A 12,680-nucleotide genomic window follows, 5' to 3' on the forward strand; every position below is an offset into this window, starting at 1 on the left:
AATGCATGGTGAGCTGACCAAGTCGTCACACGCGATGACGCCCGCGGACGTCGCGGAGTACGAGGGGCGCATCGCCGCCGTCCGCGCGAGAATGCGCGAGCGCGGTCTCGACACGGTCGTCGTCGGCGACCATCCCTACGGCCTCGAGGACGGCTTCCGCTACAGCGCCTACCTCAGCGGGTTCGGCCTCAAGTGGCCGCTGTACCACAGCATCGTCATCGTCCCCGCCGAGGGACAGGTGACCCTGGTGGTTTCGCCCGGTCCCGGCGGCGGCGTCGCGGCGAAGGCCGCCGACCGCACCTGGATCACCAACATCGTCAGCACGGTCGCGACGACCGCCGAGGAGAAGGCGCGGACCTTCTTCGGCCTTCTCGGCGCCTCGTACGACGAGGATGTCGTGGCCGCGCTCAAGCAGTCCGGCCTGGAGCGTGGCCGGATCGGCACCGTCGGCACCTGGCCGGGCATCGACGCCACCCGCACGGCGCTGCCGCAGGCGAGCTTCGAGGTGGCCGACGCGGTGCTCAAGGACGTGGCGCTCACGATCAACTCGGCGTACGAGGAGGTCCAGCTGACCTACTGCCAGCGAGCCGCCGAGGCGACGATGCGGACGCTGATGGAGACCGCCCAGCCGGGCGCCCTCTACTCCGAGGTGTTCACCGCGATGTGGCACAAGCTGATCGATCTGGAGTGCAACGCCTACCCGCTCTTCTCCGTGATGTCCGGCGAGGGTACCCCGTGGTGGCCCTTCGACGACCGTTACACGCTGCCGGATGCCCGGATCCGGGAGGGCGACCTGATCGGTGGCGAACTGCCGGTCTCGCACCGCGGCTGGCACGTGCAGTTCTGTCGCACCTGGGTCGTCGGCGACCGGCCGACGCCGTCCCAGCGGCACCTGCTCGACGGGCTGCGGGCGGTGCAGGAGGTGATGCGCGAGCGCCTGCGCGAGGGGATCACCGGCGACGCGATGTGGAGGATCACCCTGGACGCCTGCGAGCGTTTCGACTTCGAGCCGATCGCCCGGTCCGGGCACTGGATCGGCTACTGGTCCGCCGGCGACCTCGGCAAGGACCCGGGCGACCGGCGCGACGGCCAGTTCCAGGAGACGACGCTCCAGTTCATGCCGAACAACCCCAAGACGGTGGAGGACGGGATGGCCGTGGTCATCCATCCGACGCTGGTGCACCGGCCGACGAACCGGTTCGGCATCCTGGGCGACACGGGCATCTTCCGCAACGGCCGCCTGGAGTATCTGACGGCTCCGCGCGAGGACTGGTGAACCCGGCCGTCGGCCGGCCCCGGCGCTCCGGCGCCGACGACGCGATCCTCCGCGCCGGACGCGAGCTCATGACCGAGCGCGGACACGCGGGCTTCTCGATGGACGAGGTGGCCCGCCGCGCCGGGGTCGGCCGGCAGAGCGTCTACCGGCGGTGGCCGTCGAAGTCGGCGCTCGTCGTCGCGGCGATGACCTCGGCCGGAACCGACGCGGAGGTCTTCGCGGACACGGGCTCGTTCGCGGGTGACCTCCGCTGCGGCCTGGAGGCGATGCGTGCGCTCTACCACGCGTCGAGCGCCGAGCTCTTCGCCGACGTCTACTTCGCGATGGCCGGCGACCCGGTCGCCCGGGACCTGTTCAACGAGCATCACATACGGCCGCGGCGACGCTCCCTGGCACGTGCGATCTCGCGGGCGATCGAGCGCGGCGAGTTGGTGCCGGACACCGACGTCTCGACGGTGATCGATCTCGTCTCGGGTCCGTTCCTCTACCGGCGGCTGATCGCCGCCGACGACCTTCGCGACTCGCTCGTCGAGGCGAGCGTGGATGCGGTCGTGCTGTTGTACGGCGCCCACCGCACGTCCGGGGTCGTCAGCTGACCGGCGGCTTCGGCGCGGGCGGGTCGTCGCCCGTGCCGAAGCCGCAGCAGTCCAGCGCGACCATCGACTGCTGCAGCCCCGCGTAGGTCGTCGGATCCCAACCGGTGAGCCGATGCCAGCGCTCCAGCCGGTATTTGGCGCTGTTCGGGTGGATCTGCAGTCTCCGCGCGCAGCCACTGATCGCGAAGCCCGATGCCGCGAACGCCCGGACCGTCTCGGCGATGTGCGGGCTCCGCGCGACCACCTCCGCGGCCCTCGCGGCAAAAGGCTCCAGCCGCGGCCGGGCGCCTTCCAGCGCGCAGCCGGCCCAGTCCGCGTCGAATCCGGTGACCCGGCCGGTCAGGGCGGAGCGGCCGAGCGCGTCACGGGCGTCGAGCAGACTCGCGGCCGCGCCGACGAGGCCGTCCCGGCCACGGCCGACGCCGGCGGCGCCGGTCCGGTCGCCGAAGCCGGCGGCCAGGGCGTCGGTGATCGCGGCGGCCGGCCAGCCCTGGGCGACCACCACCGCGTACTCGTCCTGCTGGACGCCGTGGACGAGCCGGCCCGGTCCCGCGAGGGCGGCCTCGAGTGCCTCGGTCTCGGTCACCGACAGACCCGCGACGCAGGCCACGACGAACCCGCCCGCAGGGTCGAACCCGAGCCGGCCGAGGAGCCGGGCTCCCGCCGAGGCCTCCAGCGGACTGCGTTCGAGGACCTCGACGAGCCGGCGCATCAAGGCTGCGCGGGCGGTCGCGCGGTTGGTGGTCTCCGCGACGTGTGCCTCCGCCACCGCGGTACTGAGCAGATGCAGCCAGCGCCAGACGAACTCGACCTCCGCCAGCAGGGCACGCTGCTGAGTGGGCGTGCCGGCGCGGGCTTCGAGTTCGCGCCAGATGGCCGGGTAGGCGACGTGGTACGCGTTCACGACGTCCTGCAGCGGGATCCCCAGTTCGGCCCGGCGGGCGCCGAGTGCGCGGGCCTGGGCGACGTCGGTGTCCGCCGGCAGCCGGTGCGAGACCAGCCCGTCCAGGATGGCGGCGAGCTGGCCCTCGACGCCGCGCAGGTGCTCGGCGGGCGTCATCCCGGCATACCCCGGAACCTCCCGGCGGATCTGCGCGGCCACCTCCCCGGCGAACGGCCCCAAGCCGCCCCGCAGGTCGGCCAGGACCGGCGCGAGCACGGATCGATCCCGCACGGCGACTCCTCGAGGGGCTCGTGACAATCACGAACAAGCGGTCGGATCTTCTCGGATCTGTCCCTAGTCTACGGGGCGGCGCAGGCGAGACTCTGGTGAAAATCCCCAGAAGGGCAGAATCCGTGACCCAAGCCGTCGTGCCGTCGCCGAGTGACCGCTACCTCCACCTGTCCGGAACGGTCGAACTGACCGGCGTACAGGCGCTCGCCCGGATGCCGATGGACGTCCGCCGCGCCGACCGGGCCCGCGGCCGGTCGACCGCGGTCTACATCTCCGGGTACGAAGGGTCGCCCCTGGGGGGCTACGACCTGGAGCTGGCCCGGCAACGGCCGCTCCTGGAGGAGCTCGGCATCGTCTTCCGGCCCGGGGTCAACGAGGAGCTCGCGGCGACCGCCGTCCAGGGCACCCAGCTGGCGTCGTCCCGCCCGGAGAAACGCGTCGAGGGCGTCGTCGGCATCTGGTACGGCAAGTCACCGGGACTCGACCGGGCGGCGGACGCGCTCCGGCACGGCAACCTCGGTGGCACCCATCCGCTCGGCGGCGCGGTCGCCCTCGTCGGCGACGACCCGGCCGCGAAGTCGTCGACCGTCCCCGGCGCGTCCGAACAACTCCTCGCCGACCTCGGCCTGCCGATCCTCTACCCGGCCGACCCCGCGAACGCACTGCTGCTCGGCTTGCACGCGGTCGAGCTCTCCCGGGCGAGCGGCCTCTGGGTCGCCCTCAAGATCGTCACCAACGTCGCCGACGGCAGCGGCCGGGTGCCGATACTCCTCGACGAGTTCGACCCGGTCCGACCGGAGGTCGAGATCGACGGCAAGCCCTATCGGCACGAGGTCACCGCCAAGCTCCTCCAGCCCGCACTCACCCCGCTGGAGGAGAGCCGCAACGGGGTGCGCCTGGAGATCGCCCGGCAATACGCGGCCACGAACGGCCTCAACCGGCTCACCCGCCATCCCGGCGACCGGATCGGGATCGTCGCCGGCGGCAAGACCTTCCTGGACCTGCGCCAGGCGCTCGGCGCCCTCGGCCTCGACGAGGAGGAGCTCGCCCGGCGCGGGATCCGGCTGCTGGAGCTGCGGATGATCCACCCCCTGGAGCCGCGGATCGTCGCCGCCTTCGCGGCCGGGCTCCGCGAGATCATCGTGGTGGAGGAGAAACGGGCCTTCCTGGAGAGCGCGATCAAGGACCTCCTCTACGGCCGGACCCAGGCTCCCGTGATCACCGGGAAGACCGGGCCCGACGGCAGGGCGGCGTTCGACAGCGCCGGCGAACTCGACCCGGACCGGATCGCCGAGGTGCTCGCCGCCCGGCTCCTGGAGCACGGCGACTTCCCGAGCGTCGAGCGCTGGGCCGCCGAGCGCCGGCCGCGCCGGCACCTGAGACTGCTGCCGCTCGCCCAGCGGACGCCGTACTTCTGCTCCGGCTGCCCACACAACAGCTCGGTGAAGACGCCCGAGGGCGCGCTGGTCGGCGGCGGCATCGGCTGCCACGGCCTGGTGCTCGGGATGGCGCCCGAACAGGTAGGCGAGGTCACCGGCCTGACCCAGATGGGCGGCGAAGGCGCCCAATGGCTCGGAATGGCGCCGTTCCTCGATCGCGCCCATCTCTTCCAGAACCTCGGCGACGGCACCTTCCACCACTCCGGCAGCCTCGCGATCAGGGCGGCGGTGGCCGGCGGCGTGAACATCACCTACAAACTGCTCCACAACGCCGCGGTCGCGATGACCGGCGGGCAGCAGGCCCAAGGCGCGATGAGCGTGCCCGCGATCACCCACAGCCTGACCGCCGAGGGCGTCGCCCGGATCATCGTGACCACGGAGAACCCGAAGACCTACCGCCGCGCCAAGCTCGCGCCGGGCGTCGCGGTGTGGAGCCGCGACCGGCTCGTGCAGGCGCAGGAGACGCTCGCGGCGACACCCGGGGTCACCGTCCTCATCCACGACCAGGAGTGCGCCACCGAACTGCGCCGCAGGCGCAAGCGGGGACTGGCCGCCGACCCGCGGGAACGGGTGCTCATCAACGAGCGGATCTGTGAGGGCTGCGGCGACTGCGGGCGGGTGTCGAACTGCCTCTCGGTACACCCGGTCGAGACGGCGCACGGGCGCAAGACCCGGATCGACCAGTCCTCCTGCAACAAGGACTACTCCTGCCTCGACGGCGACTGCCCGGCGTTCCTCACGGTCACCCCGCGCGCGCCGAAAGCGCGACGCCGGCCGACGCCGCCTGCGCCCACCGACCTGCCGGACCCCGGCCGGGGCCCGCTGACCGGACACCACACCACCCGGATCCTGGGCATCGGCGGATCCGGAGTGGTGACGCTCTCCCAGATCCTCGCCACCGCGGCGAGCCTGGCCGGCCGCACCGTCGCCACCCTCGACCAGACCGGCCTGGCGCAGAAGGGCGGCGCCGTCGTCTCCGACGTCAAGATCGGGCAGCCGGCCGGGCCAGTCGCGTCCAAGGCGGCCGCCGAGGAGGTCGATCTCTACCTGGGCGCGGACCTGCTGGTGGCCGCCGACCCGCGGAACCTGACCGCGACGCACCGCACCCGCACCCGCGCCGTCGTCTCCACGACCCGGATCCCGACCGGGCGGATGGCCACCGACGTAACCGCCTCCTACCCCGACCCCGAGCCGCTGATCGCCGACATCCGGCGCTCCACCCGGGCACCCGACGCGGTCTTCACCGACGCACGCGCGCTCAGCCGGGCCCTCTTCGGCGACGACCAGTTCGCGAACCTGTTCCTGACCGGGATCGCCTACCAACTGGGCGAACTCCCGATCCCGGCGTCGGCGATCGAACAGGCCGTCGAGCTCAACGGGGTCCGGGTGCAGGAGAACACCCACGCCTTCCGGTGGGGGCGCCAGTACGTCGCCGACCGGACAGCGTTCGACCGGACGCTGCCCTCCTCGGCGGACCCCACGCCCGTCGTCCCCTCGGCCGCCGTCCTGCGGATCGCCGGCCGGGTCGCGCTGGACGACGATCCACAGGTCGCCGCGCTGGTCGTGGACCGTGTCGCCGAGCTGGTCGCCTACCAGAGCGAGCGGTACGCCCAGCGCTACGCCGACCTGGTCCACCGGGTCAGGGAGCGGGAACAGGTGGTCCACCCCGGATCGACCGCGCTCACCGCGTCGGTGGCCCGGTACCTGCACAAGCTGATGGCCTACAAGGACGAGTACGAGGTCGCCCGACTGGCGCTGCTGCCGGAGCTGACCGCAGCCGTGGAGGCCGAGTTCGGTCCCGGCGCCCGCTACCAGTACCGGCTGCACCCGCCGACGCTGCGCGCGCTCGGCATGAAGCGCAAGATCCGGCTCGGCCGCTGGTTCCGGCCCGTCTTCGCCGTCCTGGCGGCGCACCGGTTCCTGCGCGGCACCCGCCTGGACCCGTTCGGCCACGCCGAGGTCCGGCGGGTCGAGCGCCGGCTGATCGAGGAGTACGCCGTCCTGGTGGACCAGGTGCTCGCCGGTCTCGACGGGAGCAACCTGGAGTCGGCGCTGGCGCTGACCGAGGCACCCGACGTGATCCGCGGCTACGAGCACGTGAAACTCGCCAACGTCGAGCGCTACCGGAAACGGACCGCCGAACTGCTGGCGGCGTACACCCGGGGAGAGGTGACCGCATGACACAGCCCGGCCGGCCCGCCCTCGCCGGCAAGACGGTGGTCATGTCCGGCGGCAGCCGTGGCATCGGACTGGCGATCGCGCTGCGCGCGGCCGCCGACGGAGCGAACGTGGTCCTGATCGCGAAGACCGACACCCCGCATCCCCGCCTGCAGGGCACCATCCACACGGCCGCGGAGGCGATCCGGGCCGCGGGCGGAACCGCGCTCCCGGTGGTCGGCGACATCCGGTCCGACGCGACCATCGAGGCGGCCATCGAGGCCGCGGTCGAGGCCTTCGGCGGCATCGACATCTGCATCAACAACGCCAGCGTGCTCGATTTGAGCCCGACCACCGAGGTCCGACCGAAGGCCTACGACCTGATGCAGGACGTCAACGTGCGCGGCACCTTCATGCTGAGCCGGGCCTGCCTGCCGCACCTCAAGCGGGCGGCCAACCCGCACATCCTCTCACTCAGCCCGCCGCTGAACCTGAGCCGGCGCTGGCTGGCCGCGCATCCGGCGTACACCGTCGCGAAGTACGCGATGACCCTGACCACGCTGACCCTGGCCGCCGAGAACGCCGCCGACGGGGTCGCCGCCAACTGCCTGTGGCCGCAGACGCTGATCGCCACCGACGCGGTCGCGAACGTGATCGGCGGACAGGAGGCGGTCCGGCGCTCCCGGCGGCCCCAGATCATGGCCGACGCGGCGTACGACGTGATCACCGGTCCGAGCATCCGGCGGACCGGCCGGACGCTGCTGGACGAGGGCGTGCTCCGTGAGGCCGGGGTCACCGACTTCACGGCGTACGCGGTCTCCGACGACGAGCCCGAGACCGACCTGTTCCTCGACTGAGACGCACGCGGCGAGCCCGCTGGTCCGCAACGAGGTACGCCACCGGGTCGCCACCCCCACCCCGGACTCCCCCCACAACCGGAACGCACTCTCGGCGGCTCGCCGACGACCTGGAACAGCGGCTCGACAAGGCCTCTGCCGACCACCGCCTCGCTGTCGTGGTGCTCACTTCGGCGGGCGGTGTCTGCTGCTCAGCAGCCGAGGCGGCCGAGGCGGCCGACGGCGGGACGACCGAGGGAGCCGGGCGCCCGGTCGACCTGCCGCAACAGCTCCTGCTCCTCCCGAAGCCGGCGGTGACCCGGCCGGCCCGATGCGCGCCGCCGGCCTCGGGATCGTCACGGTGGGCGACCCGGTGGGCGACCCGGTGCGCCGTGCCGACGACGTCACCATCGCCCCACCGACGCCACCTCGCTCACAGCGCGCACCTTCGGCGCCGAGAAGGCGGTGCGGATCGAACCGGCCACCCGGGCGGGGCCGGTTCGGCGCACCGGACGAGGCCGCCGTCGGCGTGTGCGGAGCTGCTCCGGGCACACCCGCAGGGGCTCGCGGAGACCAAGGCGGTGCTCACCCGGACCACGCTGCGGCATCCGGAGGAACACGCCGACGCGATCATCGCGCTCAGCGCCCGGCTCCTCGGATCGGACCGGGCGCGGGCCGCAATGACCGCGTTCCCGGGCGGTAGTGTCTGCGAGGACCGGAAGCCGCGACGGAAGTAGGACCCGATGGGGCAGACCTCGTGGGAGGAGCCGCCCGAGCGCGGCCGCCCCCGGCGGTTCGGCGCGGACGAGGCGATCCTCGAGGCCGGCCGGGAGCTGATGTTCGAGCACGGCTATGCCGGCTTTTCGATGGACGAGGTGGCCCGCCGGGCCGGCGTCGGCCGGCAGAGCGTCTACCGTCGCTGGCCCTCGAAGGCAGCGCTCGTCGTCGCCGCGATGACCTGGGCGTCGGAGTCGCCGGACGTCTTCCCCGACAGCGGGTCCTTCACGGGGGACCTCCGCGCCGGACTGGAGTCGATGCGCGGGATGTACGACCGCTCCGAGCGGGACCTGTTCGCCGACGTCTACTTCGCGATGGCCAGCGACCCGGCGGCCCGCGAGCTGTTCAACCGCAACTATGTCGAGCCGCGCCGCCAGTCCCTGGAGCGCGCGATCGAGCGCGCCATCGAGCGAGGCGAACTGCGCGCCGACACGGACGCCGAGATCGTCGGGGACTTCGTCTCCGGGCCGTTCCTCTACCGCCGCCTGATCGGCTCCGACGAACTCCGCGACGAGCTGATCGACGCGATCGTCACCTCGGTGACGGCGCTGTACGGGGCACCCGCACGCCGCTCGCGCAGGTGACCCCGGCGCCGCCCGGCCGCATGTCGTTGTGCGGGTGTGCCATCACCATTCGTAACCGGATTCGGCCGGCGGGCCTCAGGCCGGGAGCTCCGCCCGACCGGAGGCGACGGGGACGCCGGTCGCGACGCGGAGCACCGCCAAGGTAACGCCGCGCGAAACGCCTTGAAGGCCTCCACACGTGTGGACACCACGTCGGCCTGGACGATCTGGTGCCGGGCCTGCCGCGCCGGGACATCGGTCCGCAACTCCTGGCGACCATGAACCTGTTGTTCGACCAACGGATCGAGACGATCGCGGACCGGATCCGGCGCGGCGGGTCGGCCTGAGCCCGTCCACGGGCGACCGGTGTCCCCCTCCGCCGGGTCGTCCGCGTGACGAACGAGAAGGGCTCCGGCCGCGCGTTGCCGCGGCCGGAGCCTTTCCCCGTCGACCTGCGCGGGGCACAGCCCGCACGGAACGCCACGAGGCGAGTATGTGTGGACCCCGCGAAGGACACCCGCCCACCCTTACACCAACCCGGTCCCGACGCGGGCGGTTGCCCGAAACGAGACGAACACCGTCGGCGGACGGAGGCTCCAGCCGCGATCCTTCGCGTCGATCAGCCCGGCGGCTGCGCCGTGGCGTGCCCGGTTCGGTCGAGGATGTCGCCGAGGGCTCTCATCGGTGACAGCACGAGGGTCGGGGCCGACCAGGACGAACCGCATACCGTCGCCGGCACACCCACGAGACCCCACAAACCCCACCAGGCACCCTCCCCCTACGTCCACCGCATCCCGAGTCGTCGGGGGAGGGGTCGCCTTCGCCCGCCAGGCGGGCGATCTCCAGGATCCACGTCAGGTCAACCGCGAGGTGCACGCGCGCTCCTCGATGAGATCGCCGTACTCCGTGATCACATCGCGCGCGGACGCCACGAACGCCGCGCGCAACGGGTCGGTGTCGCTGCGCACGAGGTGTTCGATGTATTGCTGCAGGGTCATGTGTCGTGTTTCGGCGGCCTGGCGGGCGGCGTTGGCCGTGTCCTCGTCCAAGCGCACGTTGAGTTGTGTTTTCACCATGACCCGATGCTAGCAAATGCTAGCAGGCGTGTCGTGGGTACCGACGAGACCGGCTCGGCGCCGACGCGGCCCCGGACGCGGCCCGCGTTGCGCCTATTCGGAGGTTGTCGCCGCCTCGTGCTCTGTGGGACTGGCAGTTCCCCGCGCAGTCCGGCGGCGTGAGCAGGCCGTGGACGACGAGCTCGTGGGAGAGGGCGAGGCCGAATGCGGTCACACCTCTCCGCGGTTCGCAACCGCGCGGTGGGGCGTCGTCGTCCGGTCGTCAGCCCCGGACTCGAGCGGACCACCTGCGCCGGCACTCTGAGCCGACCGAGGCCGGACGAACCGGCGGGGCGAACGTGTGCGGCGGCGTTGATCCGGTCATGTGTCGGACAGTTCCGGTCAGCTTCGCTCGGTGGGTTCCCGCCTGGTTGGTGGCATGTCAGGATCACGTGTCCCCGCCGGCTCGGGGTGGGTGGTTCGGTGTGGGCGCGAGCCGGTTGGCAGGGGACGTGTGCGATGCCGGGCGAGTGGTCGCGGGTCGTGCGTGAGGCGGGGCGCGTCGTGGGTTGTGGGGTTGGGCCTGCCCGGTGACGTGTGCGCAGGTCTGGAGATACACGACGGCGAGGGGGACTCGTGGCGTTGTCCGAGAAGGCCGCGTTTTGGAGCGGCGGTGGTCGGGAGGCATTTGCCGGTGGCGCGGGCGCGGCGCGGCCGGGGGTACCGACGGTGCGTGCACCCGCGTCGGCGCCTTCCGGCGGTCGACCCGGTGCGCAGACGGGGGGCGGCCGGTCGATGAGCACCGTGCGCGAATGGCTTGGCCGAGATGTGGTCGCCGGAGGCGACTTCAATTTCAATATCGGGCGGTTGCGTTCGTTTGATGTGCCGGGCAGTACGGACGAGGTTTTGGAGATTCATGGGAGGAATTGGCGTTTCGGCGCGTATTGGGTTCGTGCGGGGACGTCGGAGGGGCGGTTTCCGAGTTTTTGGGTGCGTCGTGAGATCCAGGCCACCGGGCAGGTGGAGTGGTTCGCGTTGGGGGTTCGGGAGAATCCGGGGAGCGAGTGGGAGCGCCCGCAGTTGTGGGTGGCCCGGACGGCTGCGCCGAAACGGGACCAAGGGCCGGTGTTCCGCTGGTTGGATCAGTCTTCGGGCAGTGGCCCGACGTGGATGATGCGGCCTCCTGGTGGGCGTCCGGACGGTGTTCCCGCAGATCAGGTGACGCGTTTTTGGTTGCGTGAGACGCCGACGGGGATCGAATCCCGCGAGTGCGAGTTCCGGGTCGACTCTGCTTCCGAACTCAAACCGGGTGTTCCCTTCAACTTCGTGTCCGGTATCGACGGCGGCGTGGCGACGTGGGTGGCGCAGGCGCCGGGCCGGAAGCCGGACTTCTGGCTTCGGGCGTATGCGCAGACGCCCGGGTTTCCCGAGTACGTCGCGGTGTGGGCCCTTCAGGCGGACGGGGCGCCCGACGCGGAGAAACCGACGTTCAGCGTCAAAGCCCAAAGCCGACCCCCCGGTGACACCGCCCCGGTGTTCTGGTGGACCGACCCCAGCCACCCCTGCTACCGGGCCTCACCCGGCGCCCAGACACCCCCCATCTGGACCCTCCTCGGGCTCGGCGACGCCGACGAATGGCCCGCCTGCGAATTCAATATCGGGCGGTTGCGTTCGTTTGATGTGCCGGGCAGTACGGACGAGGTTTTGGAGATTCATGGGAGGAATTGGCGTTTCGGCGCGTATTGGGTTCGTGCGGGGACGTCGGAGGGGCGGTTTCCGAGTTTTTGGGTGCGTCGTGAGATCCAGGCCACCGGGCAGGTGGAGTGGTTCGCGTTGGGGGTTCGGGAGAATCCGGGGAGCGAGTGGGAGCGCCCGCAGTTGTGGGTGGCCCGGACGGCTGCGCCGAAACGGGACCAAGGGCCGGTGTTCCGCTGGTTGGATCAGTCTTCGGGCAGTGGCCCGACGTGGATGATGCGGCCTCCTGGTGGGCGTCCGGACGGTGTTCCCGCAGATCAGGTGACGCGTTTTTGGTTGCGTGAGACGCCGACGGGGATCGAATCCCGCGAGTGCGAGTTCCGGGTCGACTCTGCTTCCGAACTCAAACCGGGTGTTCCCTTCAACTTCGTGTCCGGTATCGACGGCGGCGTGGCGACGTGGGTGGCGCAGGCGCCGGGCCGGAAGCCGGACTTCTGGCTTCGGGCGTATGCGCAGACGCCCGGGTTTCCCGAGTACGTCGCGGTGTGGGCCCTTCAGGCGGACGGGGCGCCCGACGCGGAGAAACCGACGTTCAGCGTCAAAGCCCAAAGCCGACCCCCCGGTGACACCGCCCCGGTGTTCTGGTGGACCGACCCCAGCCACCCCTGCTACCGGGCCTCACCCGGCGCCCAGACACCCCCCATCTGGACCCTCCTCGGGCTCGGCACAGACGCTGTGCGCACCGGCTTCCGTCGCATGATCTTCAGCATCGACACGCTCTCCGGTTTCGCCACGCCCGGCGGCACGGAATACGCCTTGCAGTTGTGGGAGAGCGACACCGGCCAGACCCTGCTCGCCTATTGGCCGCGCCCCGGCAGCACGGACGGCCGCAACCCCGAGTTCTGGGTGCTCCGCGAAAGCAGCGGCGAATGGTTCACCTTCGGCACACGCGAGAACGCCCCCGGCGCGGAGGACTCGCTGTGGGTGAACAGGGTTCCCGCGCCCACCCGCAAGACCGGCCCGGTGTTCCTGTGGGGACCGAACGATTCGAACATGACGTGGCTGGCCCGACCCGGGACCCGAGCCTCCTTCGCGTAGACCTCATGCTCCGG

Annotated in this window: 8 protein-coding genes; 6 read left to right on the forward strand and 2 right to left on the reverse strand. The window is 71.6% G+C overall.

Going from position 1 to position 12,680, the window contains the following annotated elements; translation table 11 throughout:
* The first annotated feature begins 1 nt into the window (after nt 1).
* Together OG948_RS57650 and OG948_RS57655 are read left to right on the forward strand one after the other, a co-directional pair.
* Nucleotides 2–1,276 carry a M24 family metallopeptidase gene (locus OG948_RS57650; RefSeq protein WP_331773061.1) on the forward strand — a complete coding sequence of 425 codons (1,275 nt, stop codon included), beginning with the start codon at nt 2–4 and terminating at the stop codon, nt 1,274–1,276.
* Nucleotides 1,273–1,872: a TetR/AcrR family transcriptional regulator gene (locus tag OG948_RS57655; protein WP_331773062.1), complete on the forward strand. Its 600-nt coding sequence runs from the start codon at nt 1,273–1,275 to the stop codon at nt 1,870–1,872. Before OG948_RS57650 ends, OG948_RS57655 begins: the two co-directional genes overlap by 4 nt.
* On the opposite strand, the gene OG948_RS57660 is transcribed toward OG948_RS57655, so the two are convergent.
* Nucleotides 1,865–3,046 (reverse strand): helix-turn-helix domain-containing protein, encoded by a 1,182-nt coding sequence (locus OG948_RS57660; protein ID WP_331773063.1) that lies wholly within the window; start codon nt 3,044–3,046, stop codon nt 1,865–1,867. The genes OG948_RS57655 and OG948_RS57660 overlap by 8 nt on opposite strands.
* A gap of 122 nt (nt 3,047–3,168) precedes the next feature.
* On the opposite strand from OG948_RS57660, the gene OG948_RS57665 reads away from it, so the two are divergent.
* The 3 genes from OG948_RS57665 to OG948_RS57675 all read left to right on the forward strand — a co-directional run bounded on the left by OG948_RS57665 (nt 3,169) and on the right by OG948_RS57675 (nt 8,839).
* Nucleotides 3,169–6,666, forward strand: coding sequence for an indolepyruvate ferredoxin oxidoreductase family protein (locus OG948_RS57665; RefSeq protein WP_331773064.1), 3,498 nt, complete (start codon nt 3,169–3,171; stop codon nt 6,664–6,666).
* Complete coding sequence (locus OG948_RS57670) at nt 6,663–7,499, forward strand: NAD(P)-dependent oxidoreductase (RefSeq protein ID WP_331773065.1); 837 nt, start codon at nt 6,663–6,665, stop codon at nt 7,497–7,499. Before OG948_RS57665 ends, OG948_RS57670 begins: the two co-directional genes overlap by 4 nt.
* A gap of 722 nt (nt 7,500–8,221) precedes the next feature.
* Nucleotides 8,222–8,839, forward strand: a complete 618-nt coding sequence (locus OG948_RS57675) for a TetR/AcrR family transcriptional regulator (protein WP_331773066.1) — start codon at nt 8,222–8,224, stop codon at nt 8,837–8,839.
* A gap of 833 nt (nt 8,840–9,672) precedes the next feature.
* Here the strand turns inward: OG948_RS57675 and OG948_RS57680 are convergent.
* Nucleotides 9,673–9,894 carry a hypothetical protein gene (locus OG948_RS57680; RefSeq protein WP_331773067.1) on the reverse strand — a complete coding sequence of 74 codons (222 nt, stop codon included), beginning with the start codon at nt 9,892–9,894 and terminating at the stop codon, nt 9,673–9,675.
* Nucleotides 9,895–10,668: 774 nt separating this feature from the next.
* On the opposite strand from OG948_RS57680, the gene OG948_RS57685 reads away from it, so the two are divergent.
* A complete protein-coding gene (locus tag OG948_RS57685; RefSeq protein WP_406300829.1) occupies nt 10,669–12,666 on the forward strand; it encodes a hypothetical protein in 1,998 nt (665 codons plus the stop codon).
* Nucleotides 12,667–12,680: the final 14 nt, after the last annotated feature.

It is taken from the genome of Embleya sp. NBC_00888 (assembly GCF_045207655.1).
Classification (GTDB): Bacteria; Actinomycetota; Actinomycetes; order Streptomycetales; family Streptomycetaceae; genus Embleya.